25 protein-coding genes and 1 other annotated feature are annotated in these 25,345 nt (G+C 39.0%); of the genes, 18 read left to right on the top strand and 7 right to left on the bottom strand.

All coding sequences use genetic code 11. The features are described 5' to 3' along the window. Positions 1-158 precede the first annotated feature (158 nt). The 5 genes from E2R51_RS06345 (at position 159) to opp4C (ending at position 5,850) form a co-directional block, all read left to right on the top strand. On the top strand, positions 159-1,187 hold the full coding sequence (locus E2R51_RS06345) for an ABC transporter ATP-binding protein (protein WP_133376154.1): 1,029 nt from the start codon (positions 159-161) through the stop codon (positions 1,185-1,187). Then, a complete protein-coding gene (locus E2R51_RS06340) occupies positions 1,184-2,197 on the top strand; it encodes an ABC transporter ATP-binding protein (RefSeq protein ID WP_133376153.1) in 1,014 nt (337 codons plus the stop codon). The genes E2R51_RS06345 and E2R51_RS06340 overlap by 4 nt, the downstream gene beginning before the upstream one ends. Positions 2,198-2,222: 25 nt before the next feature. After that, positions 2,223-3,932 carry an oligopeptide ABC transporter substrate-binding protein gene (gene opp4A, locus E2R51_RS06335; RefSeq protein ID WP_133376152.1) on the top strand — a complete coding sequence of 570 codons (1,710 nt, stop codon included), beginning with the start codon at positions 2,223-2,225 and terminating at the stop codon, positions 3,930-3,932. A 33-nt stretch (positions 3,933-3,965) separates the two neighbouring features. After that, complete coding sequence (gene opp4B, locus E2R51_RS06330) at positions 3,966-4,931, top strand: oligopeptide ABC transporter permease (RefSeq protein WP_133376151.1); 966 nt, start codon at positions 3,966-3,968, stop codon at positions 4,929-4,931. Between the two features lie 64 nt (positions 4,932-4,995). Further along, positions 4,996-5,850 (top strand): oligopeptide ABC transporter permease, encoded by an 855-nt coding sequence (opp4C, locus tag E2R51_RS06325; RefSeq protein ID WP_133376360.1) that lies wholly within the window; start codon positions 4,996-4,998, stop codon positions 5,848-5,850. Positions 5,851-6,026: 176 nt separating this feature from the next. On the opposite strand, the gene E2R51_RS06320 is transcribed toward opp4C, so the two are convergent. Then, positions 6,027-6,383, bottom strand: a complete 357-nt coding sequence (locus E2R51_RS06320) for a DUF3899 domain-containing protein (protein WP_165967152.1) — start codon at positions 6,381-6,383, stop codon at positions 6,027-6,029. Between the two features lie 262 nt (positions 6,384-6,645). Here E2R51_RS06320 and E2R51_RS06315 point away from each other — a divergent pair, with 262 nt between their 5' ends. The 6 genes from E2R51_RS06315 (at position 6,646) to E2R51_RS20625 (ending at position 12,759) form a co-directional block, all read left to right on the top strand. Beyond that, positions 6,646-8,322, top strand: a complete 1,677-nt coding sequence (locus E2R51_RS06315; protein ID WP_133376149.1) for a peptide ABC transporter substrate-binding protein — start codon at positions 6,646-6,648, stop codon at positions 8,320-8,322. Positions 8,323-8,460: 138 nt separating this feature from the next. Beyond that, a complete protein-coding gene (opp3b, locus tag E2R51_RS06310; RefSeq protein WP_133376148.1) occupies positions 8,461-9,390 on the top strand; it encodes an oligopeptide ABC transporter permease in 930 nt (309 codons plus the stop codon). Continuing rightward, positions 9,390-10,421: an oligopeptide ABC transporter permease gene (gene opp3C / locus E2R51_RS06305; protein WP_133376147.1), complete on the top strand. Its 1,032-nt coding sequence runs from the start codon at positions 9,390-9,392 to the stop codon at positions 10,419-10,421. Before opp3b ends, opp3C begins: the two co-directional genes overlap by 1 nt. 14 nt (positions 10,422-10,435) lie before the next feature. Then, entirely contained in the window at positions 10,436-11,491 is a 1,056-nt protein-coding gene (locus tag E2R51_RS06300) for an ABC transporter ATP-binding protein (protein ID WP_133376146.1), read from the top strand. 3 nt (positions 11,492-11,494) lie between these two features. Next, on the top strand, positions 11,495-12,439 hold the full coding sequence (locus E2R51_RS06295) for an ABC transporter ATP-binding protein (RefSeq protein WP_133376145.1): 945 nt from the start codon (positions 11,495-11,497) through the stop codon (positions 12,437-12,439). A gap of 113 nt (positions 12,440-12,552) precedes the next feature. After that, positions 12,553-12,759: a YuzI family membrane protein gene (locus E2R51_RS20625; RefSeq protein ID WP_483299908.1), complete on the top strand. Its 207-nt coding sequence runs from the start codon at positions 12,553-12,555 to the stop codon at positions 12,757-12,759. Between the two features lie 26 nt (positions 12,760-12,785). Here E2R51_RS20625 and trpS read toward each other — a convergent pair whose 3' ends face one another. Beyond that, entirely contained in the window at positions 12,786-13,775 is a 990-nt protein-coding gene (trpS, locus tag E2R51_RS06290; RefSeq protein ID WP_133376144.1) for a tryptophan--tRNA ligase, read from the bottom strand. 64 nt (positions 13,776-13,839) lie between these two features. Further along, positions 13,840-14,090: a binding site (T-box leader), on the bottom strand. Positions 14,091-14,355: 265 nt separating this feature from the next. Here trpS and E2R51_RS06285 point away from each other — a divergent pair. From E2R51_RS06285 to pepF, 6 genes are all read left to right on the top strand, one after another. Next, positions 14,356-15,525, top strand: a complete 1,170-nt coding sequence (locus E2R51_RS06285) for a putative glycoside hydrolase (protein WP_483299917.1) — start codon at positions 14,356-14,358, stop codon at positions 15,523-15,525. 164 nt (positions 15,526-15,689) lie between these two features. Further along, positions 15,690-16,262, top strand: a complete 573-nt coding sequence (locus E2R51_RS06280) for a GNAT family N-acetyltransferase (RefSeq protein WP_133376143.1) — start codon at positions 15,690-15,692, stop codon at positions 16,260-16,262. 277 nt (positions 16,263-16,539) lie between these two features. Further along, positions 16,540-16,935, top strand: a complete 396-nt coding sequence (spxA, locus tag E2R51_RS06275; protein ID WP_041056911.1) for a transcriptional regulator SpxA — start codon at positions 16,540-16,542, stop codon at positions 16,933-16,935. Between the two features lie 324 nt (positions 16,936-17,259). Then, a complete protein-coding gene (mecA, locus tag E2R51_RS06270) occupies positions 17,260-17,913 on the top strand; it encodes an adaptor protein MecA (protein ID WP_133376358.1) in 654 nt (217 codons plus the stop codon). 82 nt (positions 17,914-17,995) lie between these two features. Then, on the top strand, positions 17,996-19,225 hold the full coding sequence (locus E2R51_RS06265; protein ID WP_133376142.1) for a competence protein CoiA: 1,230 nt from the start codon (positions 17,996-17,998) through the stop codon (positions 19,223-19,225). A 68-nt stretch (positions 19,226-19,293) separates the two neighbouring features. Then, positions 19,294-21,117: an oligoendopeptidase F gene (gene pepF / locus E2R51_RS06260; RefSeq protein ID WP_133376141.1), complete on the top strand. Its 1,824-nt coding sequence runs from the start codon at positions 19,294-19,296 to the stop codon at positions 21,115-21,117. A gap of 91 nt (positions 21,118-21,208) precedes the next feature. Here pepF and E2R51_RS06255 read toward each other — a convergent pair whose 3' ends face one another. The 5 genes from E2R51_RS06255 to E2R51_RS06235 form a co-directional block, all read right to left on the bottom strand. Continuing rightward, entirely contained in the window at positions 21,209-21,406 is a 198-nt protein-coding gene (locus tag E2R51_RS06255) for a hypothetical protein (protein ID WP_133376140.1), read from the bottom strand. A 235-nt stretch (positions 21,407-21,641) separates the two neighbouring features. Next, positions 21,642-22,493, bottom strand: a complete 852-nt coding sequence (locus E2R51_RS06250; RefSeq protein WP_240732969.1) for a ClpXP adapter SpxH family protein — start codon at positions 22,491-22,493, stop codon at positions 21,642-21,644. Next, the gene (locus tag E2R51_RS06245) at positions 22,490-22,891 is read right to left on the bottom strand and encodes a globin domain-containing protein (protein ID WP_133376139.1); all 402 of its coding nucleotides are present in this window, start codon (positions 22,889-22,891) and stop codon (positions 22,490-22,492) included. Before E2R51_RS06245 ends, E2R51_RS06250 begins: the two co-directional genes overlap by 4 nt. Positions 22,892-23,149: 258 nt before the next feature. After that, entirely contained in the window at positions 23,150-23,812 is a 663-nt protein-coding gene (locus E2R51_RS20095) for a lytic transglycosylase domain-containing protein (RefSeq protein ID WP_133376138.1), read from the bottom strand. 11 nt (positions 23,813-23,823) lie between these two features. Next, a complete protein-coding gene (locus E2R51_RS06235) occupies positions 23,824-24,402 on the bottom strand; it encodes a CYTH domain-containing protein (RefSeq protein WP_133376137.1) in 579 nt (192 codons plus the stop codon). 531 nt (positions 24,403-24,933) lie between these two features. On the opposite strand from E2R51_RS06235, the gene E2R51_RS06230 reads away from it, so the two are divergent. Further along, positions 24,934-25,326: a UPF0738 family protein gene (locus E2R51_RS06230; RefSeq protein WP_133376136.1), complete on the top strand. Its 393-nt coding sequence runs from the start codon at positions 24,934-24,936 to the stop codon at positions 25,324-25,326. The last annotated feature ends 19 nt before the right edge of the window (positions 25,327-25,345 follow it).

Below are 25,345 nucleotides of genomic sequence, written 5' to 3'. Positions count from 1 at the left end.
AATTCAGCAATAGCAAGGGTTTTGGAGAAAAACAAATTTTTTATATTAAAATTTTTTCAAAAATAAGTTGATTATGTAATCTATTTGTAATAGTATTTTATACAAATAATATAAATTAATTGAAAATAAGAAAAATAAGAAATATTTGAGGTGTACAAATGGCTAGATTAACATCAGGACAGAAAGAAACACCACTTCTGGAAATCAAAGACCTTCAAACCGGATTTAAAATTGGTAAAGATTACTACAATGCGGTTGAGAAGGTCTCTTTTCGTGTAGACCGCAGAAAAATAGTTGGAATCGTTGGCGAGTCAGGCTGTGGAAAAAGTGTAATGTCCCTGTCTGTTATGCAGCTTCTGCCTAAAGGAATTGGCAAAGTACGCGGCGGAGAAATCAATTTTGAGGGAAGAGACTTATCAAAGCTTTCCGAACGTGAAATGAATAAAATTCGTGGAAAAGATATATCGATGATCTTTCAGGAACCGATGACGGCATTGAACCCGGTTTTTACCATTGGATATCAGCTTGAAGAGGTTCTGCTGAATCATGAAAATATTACAAAAAAAGAAGCAAGATTAAAGGGAATTGCTCTTCTAAAAAGCGTTGGCATCCCCAGACCGGAAAAGATAGTAGATGAGTATCCCCACCAATTATCGGGCGGTATGAGACAAAGGGTTATGATTTCAATGGCGATTGCCTGTCAGCCAAAACTTTTAATTGCAGATGAACCAACCACTGCACTGGATGTAACAGTACAAGCTCAGATTCTTGAACTCTTAAAAGACATTCAGGAAGTGAATGATATGTCTATCATCATGATCACACATGACTTGGGCGTAGTTGCAGAAATATGTGATGAAGTGATCGTTATGTATGCAGGCAAAATAGTGGAGCGAACGGATGTTGAAACATTGTTTGAGTCACCAAAGCATCCTTATACACAGTTACTCATGGATGCTATTCCAAAGATGGATGAAAGAAAAGAAAAATTAGCAACCATCGATGGACTGGTTCCATCCATAAAACAAATGCCTCAAGTCGGCTGCAGATTCGCAAACCGCTGTCCTAAAGCAATGCCTGAGTGTACTGTCATCACTCCGCAACTTGAGGAAGATGAAGCAAACCATGAAGTGGCTTGTCTGCTGTATAAAAACAGTACGCCAATGGAAAGGGTCGGTCAGCGATGAATATTACTGCAGCAAGTAAAGGCACTCAGCCAAAACCGATTGTTGAAAAGGAAACGCTCTTGGACATTCGCAATCTTAAAACCTACTACCCTGTAAAAGGGGGATTTTTAAAAAGAACAATTGGCCATGTAAAAGCTGTTGACGATATTTCTTTTGAAATTAAAAAAGGTGAAACACTTGGACTGGTTGGCGAATCAGGATGCGGGAAATCTACTACCGGGCGTACAATTCTAAGATTACTTAAGCCAACCGACGGTCAAATCCTATTTGAGGGGAAAGACATTACTGCAATAAGCGGTACAGAACTCCGCAGGGCCCGTCAGGATTTTCAAATGGTTTTTCAGGATCCCTATGCTTCCCTTAATCCGACTCAAAGTGTTGGAGACATTATATCTGAGCCAATTCGCAACTATAAAAAAATAAGTAAAAAAGAACTCAAGTCAGAAGTTTTGGATCTTCTTTCGCGAGTAGGACTGCCGGCAGAAGCATATGACAAATATGGTCATGAATTTTCAGGCGGACAGCGCCAGAGAATAGGAATTGCCAGAGCGCTTGCCCTGAAACCAAAACTTATCATTGCAGATGAGCCTGTATCAGCTCTCGATGTGTCGGTCCAGTCTCAGGTTCTCAACTTACTTAAAGAACTTCAGGATGAATTCGATCTGACCTATTTATTTATTGCCCACGATTTAAGTGTTGTTAAACATATGAGCGACCGGATTGGAGTAATGTATCTTGGAAATATGGTGGAGATTGCGACAAATGACAGCCTTTATGAGGAACCTCTTCATCCCTATACCCAGGCTTTAATTTCAGCGATTCCAGAAGCGGATCCTAAAAAAAGAAAAAAACGCATTATTCTTGAGGGGGATGTCCCGAGTCCGCAAAATCCGCCGAGCGGCTGCCCGTTTCATACCAGATGTCCTATGGCAAAAGAGGAGTGCTCGCAAATTAAGCCTGCTTTAAAGGAGGTGAAACCTGGTCATCACGTAGCATGTATTCTATACTAATTTAACTAATTATGGGGGGAACAGAATGAAAAAGAAGTCGTTATTACTAATGCTGGCGATGCTGCTTGTCCTGTCAGCTTTCTTAGCAGCTTGCAGTTCGGATAATGGGAATGAAGGCGATAATGAAGAAGGTTCTGGTGAAGAAGGAGAAGCGGCAAAAGGCGGAACACTAACATACGGTTTTGAAACTGCACCTGAAGGTCTTTTTAACTGGGCGTTCTACGGTATCGCAACCGATGCAGATGTACTTAATCTTTTTGATGAATCACTTATCTCATATGATGAAAACTTACAGCCTGAGCCGGGCATTGCTTCCTGGGAAACGGAAGACAATAAAACCTTCACGTTCACATTTGAGCAGGGTGTGATGTGGCATGATGGTGTGGAACTGACAGTTAATGACTGGGTTTTTGCACTGGAAACCATTGCTCATCCGGACTATGACGGTCCACGTTATGCCAACGTTCAGACCATAGAAGGCGCTCCAGCCTTTAACGCTGGTGACGCTGACAGCATTTCAGGTTTGAAAGTAATTGATGATTATACATTGGAGATTACTTTTGACGAGGCAAGAGTAAACAACCTGGTAAATGTATGGTCGTATCCAATGTCTGAAGCGCAGTTTAAAGACATCCCTGTAGCAGAAATGTCTGCTTCTCCTCAAGTTCGTCAAAATCCTGTAGGGCTTGGACCTTTCAAAGTTGAAAATATTATTCCAGGCGAATCGATTGAAATGGTTAAGTTTGATGACTACTGGAAAGGTGAACCTAATCTTGACGGTATTGTTATTCAGGTGCTGGACAGTTCTACCATTGTAGGAGCGATTGGACAAGGTGATATCGACATGGTTTACCTTGCGCCTGTAAATGGAGAAGAGGTAGAAGCACTGGATAATGTTGAAGTTATCACGTATCCTGGTTTGTCTTATTATTATGTAGGATTTAAATTAGGTACATTTAATGCTGAGACAAAGGAAATTAAAGAAGATAAAGCAAAATATGAAGATTTAAATCTTCGTAAAGCGATGGCCCATGCCATTAACCGTGAAGAATGGATCGATGCATTTTTCTTTGGTTACGGTGACCCAATCGATGGACCGGTTCCATCAAATCACTGGATTGCTGCTGCATCAGAAGATTTGGAAACATATGAATATGATCCTGAAAAAGCAAAGGAAATTCTTGCAGATGCAGGATATAAAGATATCGATGATGACGGGTTTGTGGAAGATCCTAACGGAGAAAAATTTGTAGCTAAATTCTCTCACTACCAAACAACCAACCCAACTTTTGAAACACGCGCTCAAGCGATCGTGCAATACTGGGAAGAAGTTGGAATTAAGTCTGAACTGGAAATGGTTGAAATCAACCTTTATTACGACATGATTGAAAAAGATGATGAAGCAATTGAAACGTTCTTTGGCGGATGGGGAACAGGAACAGATCCGGATCCAACTGCTCTTTGGGGATCTGATCAGCTTTGGAATTACCCTCGTTTCAAAAATGAAGAGTCTGATAAATTGCTAGCAGACGCTTTAAACGTTGATATCGTAGGTACAGATCAAGAAGCGCGTAAAGACCTTTACATTGAATGGCAAAACCTTGTAACAGAAAACCTGCCTATGATTTTCGTTGCCGAGCTTCAGGAAATTGTCGCTCTAAGTGATCGTGCGGAAAACATTACATTTGATGTATCAGGCTACAACAGCCCGCATGAATGGTCTTTAAAGCAGTAAAATCTGTATTATCGTCAGATAAGGGGAGTATCTATGCTAAAGTATACAATTCGCCGTTTAATCGGTATGATTCCCATGCTTCTCCTTATCTCCATCGTTGTGTTTCTCCTGGCTAAAGCGATGCCGGGAGATTCCCTCAGTGGAGAAATTGACCCGACAAATACTGACCCTCAATATATTGAGCAAATGCGTGAGCGGCTGGGCTACAATGATCCGTTGCCAGTGCAGTATTTTAATTGGGCTAAAGATTTTGTACAAGGTGACTTTGGGACATCAACACGATATAAAATGCCTGTTTCAGAACTGATTGCACAAAGATTGCCAAACACAATATTCTTAGGTGTATCATCATTAGTTATCACTTATATTTTAGCGTTTGGAATGGGGATATTTGCCGGTCGCAGGCCATATACGATTGGTGATCACATTATTGGAGGGCTGAATTATCTGGGACTGGCCATTCCATCTTTTATAGCAGCTGTATTCGCTATTTATTTTTTTTCCTTCAATTTAGGTTGGATTCCATACTCTGGTTCAGTCGATATTCAGATCGAGAAAGGCACACTGGATTACTGGATAAGCCGTCTGCATCATGTCCTTATGCCGGCCATTGTACTGGGAGCACTTAGTACAGCAAGTTATACGCAATTTTTGCGTAATGATATTATAGAAAACAGTCGCAAAGACTTTGTGCGTACTGCGCGGGCTAAAGGAACGCCTACATCGAAAATCTATAACGTTCATATCTTGCGAAACTCAATTATCCCATTAATCACATTTCTTGGTTTTGATATCGCAACAATTATCAGTGGGGCGATTATTACAGAGACAATTTTCACATATCCAGGAATTGGACAGTTATTTTTGAACTCTGTAGGAAATCAGGATTATCCCACCATGATGGCAATCACCATGCTGTTATCTTTGCTAACGTTAGTTGGAAACCTGGTTGCCGACATTTTGTATGGTGTTGTTGATCCAAGAATTCGTCTTGATTAAGGAGGAGTAAGCAGTGGTGAACGTAACAGCAGAAACAGGCAGTCAACAGGAAAAAACCATTAATATGTCTCCTTTTGCCATTGCCAGACGAAAGTTTCTTCGTAATAAATTGGCAATGATCAGCACCTTTTTCCTGTTTGCTATTATAATCGTCTCTTTTCTGGCTCCGTATATTACAACGCAGGACATAGCAAAAGTAAATATTGGTTCGATGTCCTTAGAGCCGGGAGGAGAGCATTTTTTAGGCACTGATAAATCCGGGCGTGATGTATTTACCCGTTTGCTTTATGGAGGAAGAGTTTCCCTCCTGGTCGGAATCTCGTGTACCGCTCTTGTTATTTTATTTGGTACTTTAATCGGTTCGATGGCAGGGTACTATGGCGGAATTGTCGACTCAGTTTTAATGAGATTTACAGATTTTATTTTAAACTTCCCATTTTTAGTTTTTGTTATTGTTCTTAATACAATTTTATTTGGGCTCGTCAGCGGCCTTTGGGTATTGATTGGCGTTATCAGCCTGCTCTACTGGGGAGGGGTTGCCCGTATTGTACGGAGTAAAATTCTCGCTGAAAAAGAAAACGAGTATATACTGGCTGCCGTATCCATCGGATGTAAGCCATCAAAGGTGATTATCAAGCATCTGCTGCCAAACGTGCTTTCTACAATAATTGTTCAGGCAACAATATTATTTGCAAGCTTACTTGTGATTGAATCTGCACTTGGATTCCTTGGCATTGGGGTACCTCAAACGATTCCGAGCTGGGGAAATATGCTGTCATCTTCACAGGAGGCAGACGTTCTTCGAAATAAGCCGTGGATCTGGATGCCTCCTGCGATCATTTTGACAGTAACCATCCTAGCGATCAATTTTATAGGAGAAGGATTAAAAGATGCATTTAATCCCAAATCAAATCGGTAAATTAGAGCGAATTTGCAAAAAAAGGAACCTGGAGTGAAAACTCCAGGTTCCTTTTTTACTGATTTTCTGAATTAGCTGCTGCCTGTGTACATCCAAAGAGAAATATTACAACCATAGAATAGGCTGTTACATAATATAGTTGTAATATAATAATTTAGATCAATAATTTTCGACATTTAACGGTAAAAAATGACTAATCCAACTGCCATTGCGAAATAAATAATTATCCCAGCGTATAAAAAGGGCTTAATATTTACAATTGATATAGCTTCTGACAAGGATCTCATTTCTTCAGCTTCTTCTTTATTCATAACTCTCGACATTGAGAATGTTCTTCTGAAACTGTTTGAAACAACATCAAAAAACCCTGTACTCAGCACAAAAACAGTTAATGAAAAGAAAATTAACGCACCGCCTATGAAAAAAGTACTATTAACAAATGTTAATAGCGTCAATTCACCGTAATAAAGCAGTGAAATAGTAAAGCACAAAAGAAAACTGAAGATTAAACAAATTAACGTATTTTTAAACAAAAAAATCACTCCTATCTAAATATGTAATAATTAACATTTAATTACAGATAATATTTTAAAGAATTATTATCCTAACCATAATTTATGAAAATTAGTAAGTTTGAAAGAAATATTATCGCTTAAAATGTCTTATTATTATAGTAACACAACAATTTTTTAAAAAAATCGTAAAAAAAACGTAATAATCTGTATACAAAAATCTAAAAACTTGTATAATTATGATTGTAACTATTTTCAGATAATTAGGGGAGGTCAAAAAAGAATGAAGAAGTATTCATTACTTTTGGTTTTAACGCTTGTACTAAGTGTATTCCTGGCAGGCTGTTTTGGTGGGGACACTGCTGAAGAAGGAAACACAGGAAATGAATCAGAAGGCGGTTCTTCTGATGCACCACAAGAATTGCGCGTGATGGAAACATCAGCTATTCCGGTTATGGACACAATTCTTGCATCTGATACAGTAAGTTTTACAACAATGAACAATGTTAATGAAGGACTTTACCGTCTGAACGCAGATCAGGAAACTGTTCCTGCATTGGCTGATGGTGAGCCTGAAGTTAATGAAGACGGCACAGTTTACACGTTCAAAATTAAAGAAGGCGCAGTATGGTCTAATGGAGACGCAATTACGGCAAACGACTTCGTTTATGCATGGCAGCGCGCTCTTGACCCGGACAGCGGTTCAAGCTACGGCCCTTATTTAATGGAAGGCAAAATTAAAGGCGCATCAGAAGTTTTTAATGACGGTGCTGATCCTAGCACACTTGGTGCAGTTGCAGTTGACGATCAAACACTTGAAGTTACACTGGAAAAACCAGTTTCATATTTTACATCTTTAATGGCATTCCCAACGTTCTTCCCGCAAAACCAGGCTTTTGTTGAAGAACAAGGTGATAACTACGCAACAAGCGCAGACACAATTCTTTACAATGGACCTTTCGTTCTTGAAAACTGGGATGGAAGCTCAGATGGCGAATGGGTTTATGCTAAAAATACAGAATATTGGGACGCAGATAATGTAGCTCTTGAAAAAATTACTTTTAATGAAGTAAAAGATGCTCAGACTGCTGTAAATGCGTATGAGTCACAAGAAGCTGACATTACTACTAAACTATCATCTGAACTTGTTCCACAATACGAAGGCGACGCTAACATGGTTTCATGGTTAGAGCCTACTGTATTCTGGATCAAAATGAACCAGACAAATGAAGCACTGCAAAACCTGAATATCCGTAAAGCACTTGCAATGGCGATTGACAAACAATCGTTGACTGACAATATCTTTAACAACGGTTCAATTCCAGCTAACTATGCTGTACCGAAAGAATTCGTTCAACACCCTGACACAGGGGAAGATTTCCGTGAAGCAAACGGCGACATGCTTACCTATGATGTTGACGCTGCAAAAGAAGCATGGGCAAAAGGTCTTGAGGAGCTGGGTGTAGATTCCCTTGAACTTCGCTACCTTGGTGGAGACACTGAAGCTGCAAAGACTTCAGATGAATTCATTCAAAACCAACTGGAAACAAACCTTGAAGGTCTGACAATTAAACTTGAAAGTGTTCCATTCAGCGTTCGTCTAGAGCGTGATAAGGCACTGGATTATGACCTGCAAATGGCTGGCTGGGGACCTGACTACCTTGATCCGATTTCATTCTCTGACCTTTGGATCACAGATGGCGGTAACAACCACATGGCTTTCTCAAGCGAAAAATATGACAAGCTGTTAAAAGATGCAGAATCAACTTATGCAAACGATCCAGCTAAACGCTTTGAAACGCTTCAAGAAGCAGAAAAAGTATTATTAGAAGAAGAAGCTGCGATTGTTCCGATTTATCAGCGTCAAGCTAACATTTTAGTTAATGAAAAAGTTAATAAGTTCACTTACCACTTTGTGGGACCTGAGTACAGCTTCTACCCAATTTCAATTGGCGAGTAATAGCTAAATCACGTCTGTTGTAACCTTAATAAAGTAAAGAGTTAGGGGGAGAGAGTACTTTATGTACTCTCTTTTTCCCTGTAATGCAATTGTCAAAACATGTCGAATAGTTTGAAATTTAAAATGGAGGTGTCCTTTGTGGGGAAATATGTTTTTCAGCGTATTATCTATATGATAATCACCCTGTTTATAATTGTGTCGCTGACTTTCTTTTTAATGAAGTTAATTCCAGGCTCGCCATTTTCGGCAGCAGCCAAATTGACAGAATCACAATTAGCTATTATGAATGCAAAGTATGGACTGGATCAGCCGGTAGCTGTTCAATACTTAAAATATTTGGGGAATGTTTTACAGGGAGATTTGGGCGTATCATTCCAATTTAGCAATACTCCCGTAATGGATTTAATTTTAGGGAGAATCGGACCGTCAGCAACGCTTGGCTTACAGGCAATGATTTTTGGAACGATCATTGGAATCATTTTAGGGGTAGTTGCCGCTCTAAGACAAAACACTTGGCTGGATTACGGTTCAACATTGGTAGCCGTTTTAGGTAAGTCAGTACCATCATTCGTATTTGCTGCACTTTTACAGTATTTTATCGCTGTAAAACTCGGCTGGCTCCCCGTTGCTTTTTGGAGAGGGTTTGAATACTCCATCCTGCCCACGATAGCTCTTGCCATATTCCCAATATCAATTGCAGCACGATTTATGAGAACTGAAATGATTGATGTTTTAAGTTCAGATTATATTACACTAGCACGGGCAAAGGGTGCCTCTTCATTTGAGGTTGCTTTTAAACACGCAATGCGAAATGCCTTAATTCCTGTGGTAACCGTTCTTGGACCTCTAACAGTCAGCCTGATGACAGGTTCTCTGGTCGTTGAACAGGTCTTTGCCATTCCAGGACTGGGAGAACAGTTCGTTAAATCGATTGAGTTATTAGACCACCCTGTGATAATGGGAACAACAATCCTGTTTGCAGTCTTGTTCATTGTCATTGTTTTTGTGGTTGATATTTTATACAGCATCATTGATCCGCGTATTCGATTGTCAGGAGGAAATAACTGATGACAAATCATTCAGATAAACGTTTCCCTAAAGAAATGTTTCAACCAGCCCATTATGACAGCTCGCTGGCAGAAAAAATAGAGAAACCAAGTCTTAATTTTTGGCAGGATGCTTATTTACGAGTTAAAAAGAATAAAGCTGCTATTGTAAGTTTTGTAATTTTGTTATTGCTAATTTTTATGGCATTTGTAGGCCCATTTATGAGCGGATATGATGGCGACGTTCAGCGCGCTGAGCATTCTAATCTGCCTCCGCGAATAGCGGCACTTGAAAATGTGGACTGGCTTCCTTTTGATGGCACATTAGTGAATCGTAATGGCGTCACTTTAACTCCGTATGTTGACAAACAGGTAGAGGAATACTACTGGTTTGGTACAGATAAATATGGTCGGGACCTATTCACCCGCCTTTGGGAAGGTGTGCAAATTTCTCTTTTAATTGCTTTCCTTGCTACCGTGATTGACATGATAATAGGTGTATCCTATGGAGCGATATCCGGTTATTTCGGTGGCAGAGTCGACAATGTTATGCAGCGGCTCGTCGAGATATTAACGGGAATACCAAATCTAGTAATCGTTATCCTTTTGATTATTATACTGGAGCCAGGTATTTTATCTATTACGCTTGCACTGGCAATCACGGGCTGGACAACCATGGCCAGGGTCGTTCGTGGTCAAGTATTAAAGCTTAAAAACCAGGAATTTGCTTTGGCATCCAAAACGCTAGGTTCTACCGATATGCGCATTATATTTAAGCATCTGCTTCCTAATATGGTTGGTGTAATCATTATTAATACGATGTTTACCATTCCTAGTGCTATTTTCTTTGAAGCGTTTCTAAGCTTTATCGGTCTTGGGCTGCAGCCTCCAGACGCATCTCTTGGTACATTAATCGAAAATGGATTTAAGGTAATGCTGCTGTATCCATACCAATTGATTGTTCCTTCAGTTGTCATTAGTCTTCTAATGATTACATTTAATCTGCTCGCGGATGGATTGCGTGATGCGCTTGATCCAAAAATGAGAGACTAAGGGTGGTGAATTCAATGAATAATATATTAACAGTTAAAGATCTTAATATATCCTTCAACACATATGCCGGTGAAGTTAAAGCCATCCGGGGTGTTGATTTTGAATTAAAAAAGGGAGAAACACTTGCGATTGTTGGTGAATCAGGCTCGGGGAAGTCTGTAACGACAAAAGCAATTATGCGCCTGCTGCCAAAATCCAACTCTGAAATTAAAGAAGGCAGCGAGATTTTATTTGACGGCAAAAACCTGGCTCATCTGACAGATAAACAAATGGAAAAAATCAGAGGAAAAGATATTTCCATGATTTTTCAGGATCCAATGACGTCATTGAATCCTACAATGAAAATAGGCAAACAAATTGCTGAACCGCTGATCAAGCATCAGAAGTTTTCAAAGAAACAGGCAATGGACCGTGCTTTGGAATTATTAAAGCTTGTTGGTCTGCCTCAGCCGGAACGCAGAATTAACCAGTATCCTCACCAATTTTCGGGAGGTCAAAGACAGCGTATTGTTATAGCTGTTGCATTGGCTTGCAACCCAAAGGTATTAATTGCTGATGAACCTACTACGGCTTTGGATGTTACGATTCAAGCCCAAATTTTAGATCTGATGAAGAATCTTCAGAAGAAAATTGATACCTCCATCATTTTTATAACACATGATCTTGGAGTAGTGGCGAATGTGGCCGACCGTGTAGCTGTAATGTACGGCGGCCGGATCGTCGAAGTTGGTACAGTGGATGAAATTTTCTATAACCCGCAGCATCCATATACGTGGGGGCTGATCAGTTCAATGCCAAGCATTGATACTGAGGATGAAGAGCTGTTTGTTATCCCTGGTTCTCCTCCGGATTTATTGAATCCGCCAAAAGGTGATTCCTTTGCTGTTCGAAATCGTTACGCAATGGCTATTGATCTTGAAGAGCAGCCTCCTATGTTTAAGGTGTCTGATACTCATTATGCTGCTACATGGCTGCTGCATCCTGATGCGCCAAAAGTAGAGCCTCCTGCTGCAGTACTAAAAAGACAGAGGAAATTCCCTGTCACAAACGACCCAAAAGGGGAGGTTTAATCAATGGCAGAAAAGTTGCTTGAAATTAAAAATCTTAAGCTATATTTTAATAAAGATAAAAAAAATGAAGTAAAAGCAGTGGACGATATCAGCTTTGATATTTATAAAGGTGAAACTTTGGGTCTTGTTGGAGAATCCGGATGTGGAAAATCAACCACAGGTAGAACGATTATTCGTCTTTATGATGCTACTGCAGGTGAAGTTCTGTACAAAGGTGAAGATGTTCATAAGGCAAAAAACAAGGCAAAAACATTGGAGTTTAATCGAACAATGCAAATGATCTTCCAAGATCCATATGCATCATTAAATCCAAGAATGAAGGTTATTGACATTATAGCTGAAGGCATTGATCTTCATGGTTTAGCCAAGTCGTCAAAGGAACGCACTGACATGGTTCATAAGCTGCTTGAAACGGTTGGATTAAACCGGGATCATGCAGGGCGATACCCGCATGAATTTTCCGGAGGACAGCGTCAGCGTATTGGAATTGCCAGAGCACTTGCTGTGAATCCTGAATTCATTATCGCAGATGAGCCCATCTCCGCACTTGATGTTTCAATTCAAGCGCAGGTGGTTAATTTACTGAAAAAGCTTCAGCGTGAAAATGGATTAACCTTTCTTTTTATTGCTCATGATCTGTCGATGGTTAAATACATTAGCGACCGTATAGGGGTGATGTATTTTGGACGTCTGGTAGAACTGACAACAAGTGAAGAATTGTACAAAAATCCACTTCATCCCTATACAAAATCGCTGCTATCATCAATTCCATTTCCGGATCCTGACTATGAGAGAAGCCGTAAACGGATTGCATACAACCCTCATGATCATAATTATGCTGAAGGCGAAGAATTAAAAATGCGCGAAGTTACACCGGGGCATTTTGTGCTGTGTTCAGAAAAAGAGTTTCAAGAGATGAAAGCACAGTCTGCTAATGAAGTATTGTAACAATATCCCAAAAAGAACGAAGAAGCCTTAGGTGGTTTCTTCGTTCTTTTTAGGAAAAAATTGAGTGGCGGGACATACAGTATAAGTATGGTGCATTTGAACGGAGTGATCGTATGTTGCGCTTAGCTACTTATGTGATTGGACTTGTTATGTTCTGTACTGGAGCAATTCATAGTGCAGTTTATTTAAATCTTATTCCATCGGGGTTTACAGTAACCGAGTATATTATCTTTATGTCGAAGCACACAGAAACCTACGGAATACCGCTCGGTGCTATCCTTATACAATTATCAGTCACATACTCAAAAAAAGCTAACTGAAAAGTTTTATCAGTTAGCTTTTTTCTTTATTTTCTTTTTCTTCCAAGCCCCATTGCATTCTCCATTTTTTTCAGCATTTTGCCCGCGATATGGTTTGCCTTTAGAGCTCCATTATCCAGGATTTCATCAAGTTCTTTTGATTCCATTAGAGTAAAGTAACGTTCTTGTATCGGTTTAATATGATCTACTACTACTTCAGCAAGACCGCTTTTAAAATCGCCGTATCCTTTTCCTTGATACTGGTCTTCAATTTCTTTTATAGTCAATCCGGATAAAATGGAATAGATCGAAAGCAGATTGGAAACCCCTGGTTTATTTTCTTTATCGTATTTCACGATTCCTTCCGAATCGGTCACTGCACTTTTAATTTTTTTAACCATTTGCTTAGGATCATCCAGCATCGAGATAAAAGATTTCTGGTTGGGATCTGACTTGCTCATTTTTTTAGAAGGATCCTGTAATGACATAACACGTGCACCCACCTTTGGAATTCGCACCTCAGGTATTGTGAAGATATCATTAAACTTTTTGTTAAAACGGTCAGCAAGATCTCTTGTCAGTTCAAGATGCTGTTTTTGATCTTCCCCTACAGGGACTAAATCTGTTTTATATAGCAGGATATCTGCTGCCATGAGGGGAGGGTAGGTAAGAAGTCCGGCTGAAACACCATCTTTGCCTTCGGACTTATCCTTAAATTGCGTCATGCGTTCAAGCTCTCCGATGTAGGAAACACATTGCAGCATCCAGCCAGCCTGAGCATGGGCCGGCACTTCAGATTGAATGAATAAAGTTGAACGGGCAGGGTCTATCCCTATAGCTAAATACATAGCCGCCAGACTTTTCGTGTTTTGACGAAGAGCAAGTCTGTCCTGTGGAACAGTAATAGCGTGCTGGTCTACAATACAAAAAAAGCATTCATACTCATCCTGTAAATCGATAAACTGTCTCATTGCTCCAATATAATTACCCAGTGTAATGGTGCCGCTTGGCTGAATTCCTGAAAAAATAGTCTTCATAAAAAAATCCCCCTTTTTGCTAAATATGTTAAAAAAACACAAAAAACCATTCATCCCTTTAATAATAAGGGACGAATGGTACAATTCCGCGGTGCCACCCTTTATTGTCGTAAATGACTGGTTCATTTTAACGACCTCTTCATGATTTATTCGTAAATAAATCTCTCCATAACGCGGAGTAACGCCATTGGCTACTTTAATTTTTCACCAAGAGTGCTCAAAAGTCCATTCACTGGAGAAACGGGCCTGTTTTCACCACCCACAGGCTCTCTGAAACCATTCAACACAGTTACTACTCTTTATCATCGCAAAATGTATAATTATCAATTATTATAAATCATGTTTAAATTAGATAGCAAGTTTTATTTTTATGGAAGCTGTTGTTATTCCCTGACGCTTTACTCCTGCCGATTGGACATATTGTGTCACAAAGTAACATTTTTCTAAAAAAAGGGGAATCTTCATTTCATTTTATTCCATAACTTGTTAGAATAGTAGGAGTACATGTGATGTGCGGAAATTAGACGCAGTGGGAGAGAGATACATAGTGGCATTGAAACAATTAGTTGTATCAGCGGGATTGGTAGCAGTTATCACGGCATCTTATCATACTTCAGCACAGGCTGAAGAAGCTTCATCCAAAACGGAGCATCATCATAGGGAATTAGCTCAAACTGTAAAGGAATTTCCAGATTCGATGCCAAGATTTTTATATGACTCCGGTTTAACGTTTGAATATCCTGATGCTGTTCGCGGCATTTATGTTACGGGACATTCGGCAGGTGGCGGCCGTTTTGAATCTCTTGTGGACCTTATGAATACCACCGATCTTAATGCCATGGTTATTGACATTAAAGATGATTTTGGCTATTTAACCTACGAGCCGGGCGACGACTCAAAGTTTGCTGATATTGGTCAGCCATACATCGATGATCCACGGGCGATGCTTGAACAACTGGAAGAAAACAAGATTTACCCGATTGCCAGGGTTGTAGTATTTAAGGATACTGTTTTGGCAGAAAAGAAACCGGAACTGTCGTTTACAGAAAACGGACAAGTCTGGGCAAATGGCAGAGGCGAGTCTTTCGTCAATCCATTTCTAAAAGAAGTATGGGACTATAACATCGAAATCGCTATTGAAGCGGCCAAAATGGGCTTCAAGGAAATACAGTTTGACTATGTGCGATTCCCGGAGGGTTTTGAAACCCGCGATAAGACACTCCAATATGATGCAGGAGAATATGTAGACACAGGTGAAAAGGATATTAATTATCGTGTTAATGCTGTTTCAGACTTTGTTGCATATGCTCAGGAAAAATTAAAGCCGTATGATGTAGATGTGTCGGTTGATATTTTTGGGTATTCGGCTACACTTCCTGAAGCGCCAGGAATCGGGCAGAATTTCAGTGAAATTTCAGAACATGTAGACGTTATTTCATCCATGATTTATCCGAGTCACTGGACACCCTATTTTGGAATTGAAAAGCCGGATTTGGAACCGTATAATTTGATTGCTGAGTACTCTAAAGTAGAAAACGCAAAGCTTGCAGAACTTGAAAATCCCCCAGTATCACGACCTTGGCTGCAGGATTTTACAGCGTCTTATTTAGGAGCAGGAAACTATATGGAATATGGGGCAGCGGAAGTTCAGGCTCAGATTCAAGCTCTTTATGATAATGACATTAATGAATTTTTACTTTGGAATGCAGGCAACACCTACACAGAAGGTGTAGACTATCTTCCTGAATAGCAGCAAGTTAAATTGGCGGCTTACAATGTAAGCCGCCAATTTAGTGTTTAAATGAATTGGCAAATGGGTATACAATATGTGAACATTATCGAGCTGTTTTCCCCAACCCTCCTCATTAGTACACCCAGCATGCAAGGCACTTCAAATTGTAAAGGAGAATGACGATGCATTGGTATGAGAAATTAAATGAGTATTTTCCTATTCAGGAAATGAAATCCAAAGAACATATGGAGACACTTCTTAAAGAAAAAAGTGATATTTATCACAAGGAAGAAGGCCCAAAACATGTTCTGATGTATGTAGAAACCGATACATTTATTTTTATCGATTATCTGTTTGTCTCCAAGGAAGCACGTGGAGAAGGGCTTGGCAATAAGCTTATTCAGATGCTGAAAGATAAAAATAAACCAATCATTTTGGAAGTTGAACCGGTTGATTACGAAGACACCGATACAGAAAAAAGGCTCCGTTTTTACAAACGCGAAGGATTCGAACACGCCACATCCATCGGCTATAAAAGACGGTCGCTGGCCACAAATGAAATAAATCCAATGGAAATCCTTTACTGGGCACCTAATGCTGAAAAAGAAGAAGTTATTTTTGAAGCAATGAAAAAAACCTATGAAATGATCCATACATATAAAGATGACACTTTTTATGGAGACAAATATGAACCGGTTGAAAATGTACTAAAAATAAATGACGACAATGATAAAGATGTATTAAAAGGGCTATGATATTTTCAATGACTAAAACTAAATGAGAATAGTCCAAACAATAATAAATAAATGGTTTAATCTTGAGTGTTAAGGGAATAGTAAGTTTAGGACAAGATCTTTATGAGTTCGTTGATTTTAAAACAGTAATATGACAATTTCGTTAACACTCTATTCTTTTCCTGACTAATTGTGTATAATAAATTTAAGATATCTTTTTAAAACAATTTTAAATAAGCTGTTTTAAAAAATATGTATAATTTAAATCTTTTATAATGTAAGGGAGTGTGAATGGTTCATGGTAACTTTGTTCACGTCACCTAGCTGCACATCATGTAGAAAAGCTAAGGCTTGGTTAGAAGAGCATGACATTCCATATACGGAAAGAAATATCTTTTCTGAACCGCTTAGTATCGAAGAAATTAAAGAAGTTCTTCGTATGACGGAAGATGGCACAGATGAGATCATTTCAACCAGATCTAAGATTTTCCAAAAACTTGATGTGGATCTAGATTCATTACCTCTTCAAGATTTATTCGAATTAATTCAAGAAAACCCGGGTCTGCTTCGACGTCCAATTATTATGGATGAGAAAAGACTTCAGGTCGGATATAATGAAGATGAGATACGTCGATTCTTACCGCGTAAGGTTCGTACTTATCAGCTTCTTGAAGCACAAAAAATGGTTAACTAACTTAAACAATATAAAGACTTGTCCCATTTAGTGTTAAAGGGACAGGTCTTTTTTCTTGTGCTCATGAATTTTATTACCAAATCTGTATGCTTTACTCAATCCTCAACGCTTGAAATTGCTTTCAGAATAGACTACACTCTAGGAACAATAGGTTCTTACATTAAGTTTAAATAAATGGACTGAATATGATTTCCCTTTGTCAACTATTTGTCATACAATAAAATTAGAAAGATCACCCTATCGATACTAATAATTGCTGCAGGCTAGACCTATGATTAAGGGGGGATTCCCTTCATCCAACACATAGGAAGGGAGAGTTAAATGATGGAAATAGAACGTATTAATGATCACACAGTAAAGTTTTATATTTCGTACGGCGATATTGAAGATAGAGGATTTGACCGTGAAGAAATATGGTACAATCGTGATAAAAGTGAAGAACTCTTCTGGGAAATGATGGATGAAGTGCATCAAGAGGAAGATTTTTCGATTGAAGGTCCTCTTTGGATACAAGTCCAGGCGCTTGAGAAAGGGCTGGAAATCCTAGTTACGAAAGCTCAGGTAACAAAAGATGGTCAGCGGTTTGAATTGCCGATTCCAGAAGACAAGCAACGAGACGGGACTGTTAGTGACCAAATTGAAGAATATTTAGAAGAACATTTTGACATGGAAGATAATGAAGAAGATGAAATTTTAGATTTCACTATGAAATTTAGAGATTTTGAAGATTTAATATCATTATCAAAGCGCTTTGATCATGATCAATTAGCTACAAAATTATATGCATTTGAAAATGTGTACTATTTATTCGTTGAATTTGATGAGGATCTATTTGAAGAAAATGACATCGAAAACATCCTTAGCATTTTGCTTGAGTATGGTGTAGATACACAATTAACGGTGCATCGTTTAGAAGAATATGGCAAAGTAATCATGAAAGAAAATGTTTTCGAAAATGTTCGAAATTACTTTTCTTAAACGAAACCCTCTAAGATATTTATCTTAGAGGGTTTTGTTTGTAGCTGAAAGGCGGAATATAAGATAAAATAGTTGGCAGGAGGTGGTTACAATATTAATTGCGATCAACCAGAGCGGTGAGGTGGTATTTCTCAATGGAAAAAAGACGCATCAGGAACTTCTTTCCTTCAAAAAGAATAACCGTTTTCATTGCCCGCAGTGCAAACAAAAGGTTTTTTTGAAAGTCGGCACAATAAAAATTGCTCATTTTGCGCATGCTGCTAAAGAAACCTGCAGTTCCTTCAGCGAACCTGAATCACTTGTACACATTCAGGCCAAACTCCAGCTATATCACTGGCTTAGTGAGAAGCATCTAACAGTTGAAATGGAAAAGAACTACCGTCTCTTTAATCAACGGGCAGATATTGGCTTATCTGTTAATGGAAAAGAGTTCGCTATTGAATTTCAACGCTCTGCCCTAACCAGCACTCATTTTCTAAATAGAACGCTGGGTTATTATAATCATGGCATTATACCGCTTTGGCTGCTTTCTCATGATCGGTTATCGGCCCCAAAACCACATAAAATTTCACTTACATCATTTCATCAGCAATTTATCCGCTACTCAAAAACCCTCAAACAATTTTATCTGCTTTCCTACGATGTACAATCCATGTCCTTCATTATTTATCAATTGTATTTTCCTTTAACGAAAACGACATTCACTTATTCCGTGTCAATCATTCCTCTAAAAAACATCCATTTTCCTCAGTTTCCTTTAGTAAAACTTCATTTAACTGAACAAAAACTTAATCCCTTTCTAAAATACCGTGTGAAATGGGGGGACAGCCGGCTGCTTTATGGAAAGGGGCATGTTGATCCTCTTTTGCAAAGGATGTATTCTTCCGGACTTTCCGTCCAGCTGCTCCCTCCATGGGTGGGACTGCCTGTTAGAGGGGCAATTGAAATTAATGAAACATTAATGGAATGGCAAAGTTTTTTATATGTATTTATACACAACAGATCCGTAAGCAACTGTCCATTTTTATTAACAGACATTTCTTCCTATATAAACGACTTTATTACTAGCAGGAAAATCGCCTGCAGTCCATTTGAATTAAGCAGGAAAATAGATAAGCCAGCAATCATCCAGTATGTGGAGCTACTGGTGAAAATGAAAATATTGAATAGAGAGGACGATTATTTTTCCCTGAATGAAAATAATCCTTTTACAAAAATTGAGCATATACAACATAAAGAAAGGATATATGACCGATTTCATCAGGAAGTGACCCAAGTAATTATTGATCACTATAATTGCAGCGGACTGTAATAGTTGCAAGCAGAGGAAAAAAAAGAGAAAATAAAGAAAGTTTAAAGAATGAATCTAGGAGGATCTCTATGGCGAATGAAAATACAGTAAAATCATTGCCTCCGCGCAATGAAATCAAAGAAGAAAACACGTGGAAATTAGAAGACATTTTTTCAACTGATGCTGATTGGAACGAAGAGTACAAATCGCTTCAAGAGGACTCAAAAAAAGCTGCGGAAATTAGAGATACTCTGGGTGAAAGTGCCGACCATTTTTATAATGGATTAAAACTGCAGGACGATATTATGGAACGGTTGGGCAGGTTGTATACATATTCACATATGCGCTATGACCAGGACACTACAAATTCTTTTTATCAGGGTCTGGATGATCGCGCGAAAAATCTTGCATCACAAATCAGCAGTGCTTTTGCATTTATGCTTCCTGAAATACTTTCCATTGAAGAAGATAAGATCAAGTTTTTCTTAGAAGATAAAGAAGAGTTAAGAATTTATCAGCATGCGATCGAAGAAATCAATGCACAGCGTCCTCATGTCCTGTCAGCTGATCAAGAGGCGTTGCTGGCAGAAGCTTCTGAAGCATTAGGTGCTGCAAGCAATACCTTTAACATGCTTAATAATGCAGACCTTGAATTTCCTACGATTGAAGATGAAAACGGAGATGAAGTACAGATCACTCATGGCCGCTATATTAATTTTTTGGAAAGTGAAAATCCACGAGTTAGACGAGACGCTTTTAAAGCAGTCTATAAAACGTATGGCAAATTCCGAAATACATTTTCAACTACTTTAAGCGGTCAGGTTAAGAAAGATAACTTCTCAGCACGCGTCCGCCATTACGATTCAGCAAGACACGCTGCTTTGTCTAATAATAGTATCCCGGAAGAGGTATACGAAAATTTAGTGAATACCGTAAATAATAATCTGCACCTACTGCATCGATACGTAAAGCTTCGCAAACAAATATTAGGGCTGGATGAAATTCATATGTACGATCTGTACACTCCGCTTGTAAAAGACGTAAACATGAAGGTTCCATATGAAGAAGCCAAGGAACTGATGGTAAATGGACTTGCTCCGCTTGGAGAAGACTATAAGCAGGTGGTAGAGGAAGGTCTGTCAAACCGATGGGTGGATGTAGAAGAAAATAAAGGGAAAAGAAGCGGCGCCTATTCTTCTGGTGCATACGGCACGCACCCTTATATACTGATGAATTGGCAGGACAATGTGAACAATCTGTTTACATTAGCACACGAGTTTGGTCACAGTGTTCATAGCTATTATTCACGCAAAAACCAGCCCTATCCATATGGAGGCTATTCAATTTTTGTGGCAGAGGTTGCTTCAACCTGTAATGAAGCGCTTTTAAATGATTATCTGTTAAACACCCTGGAAGACGAAAAGAAACGTTTATATATCTTAAACCATTTCCTTGAAGGCTTCCGCGGTACCGTATTCAGACAAACAATGTTTGCTGAGTTCGAGCATATTATTCATCAAAAAGCTCAAAATGGAGAAGCGTTAACTGCTGATTCACTGACAGAGGAATACTATAACCTTAATAAAAAATACTTTGGTGATGAAGTAGTAGTGGATGAAGAAATCGGTCTGGAATGGTCCCGGATTCCTCATTTTTACTACAACTATTATGTTTACCAATATGCTACCGGCTACAGCGCAGCAACAGCGTTAAGTAAATTAATTTTAGAAGAGGGCCAGCCGGCAGTAGATCGCTATATCAATGAATTTTTAAAAGCAGGAAGCTCTGACTATCCAATTGAAGTGCTGAAAAAAGCAGGGGTGGATATGACTACTTCTGCACCGATTGAGGAAGCCTGCAAGGTTTTTGAAGAAAAACTAAATGAAATGGAAGAGCTTTTATCTAAACAGTAGACTTTGTTAAACTGCGGCATCAACCATCGTTAACAAAATTAAACAATAAAGAAAAAGGGTTAATCATGTGGCTTACACACTGATTAACCCTTTAAAATTTTCTTTTAGCAAAGGGTGAAAAACCACGAAAGCGATGTTTTGAAGTTGCCCAGATAATCGCCAAAAAGATAACTGAAAACATAATTAGGGAAGATATAACGATAGGAAAAATTTTTAGCAATGCAAACACTTGTAAAGTAAACGCACCAATGATCGCTACTAACCAAAATGCACCAATCCACTTTCTCATTAAAATCCCCCCTATCTTCCTATATTCAATCAGGGAAAACATTAGAACTTTGTTTCTGCTTGTCATACTTGTAAATACATGATAAACTATCCCTGTGAAGTTGATCACAAGCAAACATATACCCCTTTGTTTGACCGTGAAAAATTTCTCCCATCCCCTTTGTTCGTAAAGAAAAGCCCTCATCATTTGATGAGGGCTTTTCTGCTTATTCATGAATAATGATTTAAAAGAACTCCTACTCAAGATGGCGCCAAAAAGCTCCATGCTTGGTGTTGATCAGTTCTATCTTTTGTTGGAACATTCGTTTCTTCAATTCTTTTTCGGCTTGCTGCAAAGAAAGGTTATAAACAGTTGCAACCTCAGGGGTCGCTACAAGCTTGTGTTTCTCTAAAAAAGCATCCATAGAAGGCAGCTGCTGCTTTTCTGGTTTATTCAGGAGCATTTCCTCAACAATCTGTACATAAACCTCGTATGGATAGACTCCGTCAATTTTAATTCCTTCATCTTCAATGTTTTCATTAAAGAAAACCAATGTCGGAGTACTCTCTACATCCATTTCCGAAGCAATTTTCACATCACATTGGAATGCTTTTGAAGCTGAAGCGGAATGCATATCCTGAAAAAATTCATCTAAATCAAGCTTAGCTTCATCAGCACACATTTTTAACACATCAAAATCTGACACATCCAGCTGCTTGATAAATAGCTGCTCCTGCAGCATCCGAAGGAATCGGGTCCCAGCCCTTTTTCCCTGCAGTTCTGCGGCTTTAATCGCAACAGATGCTACAAAAGGAGAGGTGATTGGGTTATCAACCATTTCTTTGCCAATAGAATTTGATTTTGATGAAACATCTTCAATGTTTTTGGTTTTGCAATATAACTTCTTGCGTGCATTGTTTAATGATGATAAATCCACACTTAAAACGTGTTTAATTCGAAGATAGGGTCCATATTCAATGTTGAGTTTTTTTATGATCGGTTCTAAAGCCCAACAATCAGGGCATGTTGGGTCTACAAAAAGATAGATCTCTAAAGGCTTTTGTTCCATGTCCTGCCAATTCGAATCAGTCCAGTGTTTTGCCGTCAATCTGTATCACCCTCTGCTTTTTCGGGAGTGTTAACCATATGTTGTGCAGTTAATGAAAGTCTGTAAAATAAGGCATCGCGAAGTTCACTTTCAAGCTGAACCTCTTCCATGGCAATTGACATACAATCAAGCCATGCTTGTGCCCGTGTTTGAGTTATTTCGTGCGGGATATGACGGGCACGAAGCATAGGATGACCATGTTCCTCTGTATAAAGAGAAGGTCCGCCAAGATATTGTGTTAAAAATTGTTCTTGTTTTCTAATTGTCTCTGTAAAATCTTCGGGAAATATACTTTTTAATTCAGGATGATGCGCAACTTTATGATAAAAAGTCTGGACAAGTTCATAAAGTTTATCTGCACCAATTGTTTCATAAGGTGTAGGGATTCGATCAACCATGAATTTAACTCCTTTATGATTTATTTTGCCTGCTCAAAAAAGGCATGCAATTGGTTAGTGAGCATAAAGAAAACGCTCCAGAAGGTTAAAAGACCCTATACCGAAATAGCTTGCCTTCTAATGCCTGCAACTTCCTTTTTTTATTTTATGTACAATCATTGTAGCAACGCATGTATTTTTTCTCAAATATATAGACTTGAATTCTAAAAATATGTAAAAAACTACTAGTCTGAGTCCTTTGGAGGAGACTAGTAGTTATTATGAATAATAGGTATGCATTACTTTTTTTACATAATTGGTTGTTTCTTTGAATGGGGGAATACCATTGTATTTATCGACATTTCCAGGACCCGCGTTGTAGGCTGCAAGTGCTTTTTCTATATCTTGGTCATAGCGGTTAAGCATATCCCGGAGATACCGGGCACCTGCATAAACATTTTCTTTCGGATCAAATATATTTTCAACCCCCAGCCATTTTGCCGTTCCTGGCATTAGCTGCATTAGACCGGATGCACCGGCATGACTTACTGCGGAGGGGTCAAAATTAGATTCGTGTTTGATTACTGAACGAATCAGCTTATCAGGTACCCCGTAACTTTTTGAGGCTCCGGTAATAATTTCTTCAATTAAGCTGTTTGATGATTTCCCTGCAGGAGTTGATTCAGGGACATCGGTATCTTGTAATAACGCCTGTACAGATAAAGGGGGCTTGAAGGGCTGCATGAAGTTTCTATTTGCGTTATTTGAAATTAAATCTCCGACACTCCCTAATTGATTTTGATTTACTTCTGCAGCTGCCTGCTGGAAAAGCAGCTGAAATAAATCTGACTGATTAAATGAAGACTCAGTATTTTGGTATTGAGAACCGAGGCTGCGAAGCGTTTGTGCCTGCAAAAAAAGTTTTGTTCCATCTATGTTCATTACTATCCTCCCTAAGTGGCTTGTCGAATTTTTTCCTGGTAAAATCGTTTAATTTTATTATCGGTTTTTCTTACAGGAATTTTATAGTTTGAAAGCAGTTTTTTAAATATACTCTCGCCTTCAATTCGATCCTTCACTTCAAATTCCATTTCAAAATCTTCCTTGTTTAAGTATTTGCTGTGGTCTAAAACAAGAAGATTATTTCCAAGTGGAACCTCTATTCGGTCGGTTTTTAAGCTGCCAAAGTGTATGATCTCCTGGATGGGGATACCGGCCTTAACAAGCAGGTCAGAAACTTCTCCGGCGATAAGTCCTCCGTTTTCCAGCATGTCCTTTGCTTCAGAAGGAGTAAGTTTCTGGTGGGTCTCTAAAATCCCTTCTTTCACCGGCTGTTTAAGCGTCAGTTGGAAGCCATAGCTTTTTTCCCGGATTCTAAGAGCTGACCCCATATCCTTTAGGTGAAAAAAGGGTGTATCAAAATAATGATTTTCTTGCGTAATCATTTTATGGTTTGTGTAAGTATTTTTTAATTTCAGATACTCATCTTTTGTTAATAGATTTTTAAACTCAATTTCTATTTCCTGGCTCATGGCTTTCACTCCTAAATTCTTATGCTTGTTGCAGCTGAACAAGCGCCTTACGCTTTTTGTATTATCCAGCTTAAGTGGGCAGGGGCTCGGGACATAAGCCGCCCTGCCCAAAAGGCAAAAAGCGCCTTTCTGTGCCGGTCGTCTTATGCCGGTCGCCCCTAAACGCCCACTTACGCATTTAGTTTATCCAGCTCCAGGCGCTAGCTGCTCGAGTCATAAGCCATGGAGACCAAGTGAGCAAAAACCGCTCACCTGATCCCCCTGTCTTATGCATGTCGCAGCTGAACAAGCGCCTTACGCATTTAGTATTATCCAGCTTCAGTGGGCAAGGGCTCGGGACATAAGCCGCCCTGCCCAAAAGGCAAAAAGCGCCTTTCTGTGCCGGTCGTCTTATGCCGGTCGCCCCTAAACGCCCCCTTACGCATTTAGTATTATCCATTGTTTTTTCTTATTCTGCAATGGTGTGATGTAAGAAGGATGGGGGATGTGATAAGATGAGTGGGAAGATGTGATGAAAGGAGAACATAAGCAATGAGAAAAAAAGTTTGGTTAAATCGTACCTCTTACATAGAAAATCAATTGATTTTAGAAGGGGAAACTACAGAACAAATTGGTGAACTTTCTCCGAGCGGACAATTGATCGTTGATTCAGATGAACTTTCATTTGTTTATTTAGCGGAAGAAGGGGATGAATATACATATTTGTACCTGCCCGATTTTATATGGGAGGAATTAAAAACAGCAATGGACAAAGAAAATGAGATCTTTGTGCATATTGGGAATAATAAAATGCCCCTCATTCAACTAAAAGATGAGATCGAGTATTTAATTTTTAATATTGAGGGTAATAGTAACTATGGGGAAGAAATGGTTAATAAGGTTGAGTCAATCTTTATATCAGCAGACTCAAACCCAGCCAATTAACTATCTTCATAACTTAACA

This window comes from Jeotgalibacillus sp. S-D1 (assembly GCF_004358665.1).
In the GTDB taxonomy this organism is placed as follows: Bacteria; Bacillota; Bacilli; order Bacillales; family Jeotgalibacillaceae; genus Jeotgalibacillus.
Note: the sequence above shows the minus strand (reverse complement) of the source record. Positions and strands in the feature narration are given on the sequence as shown.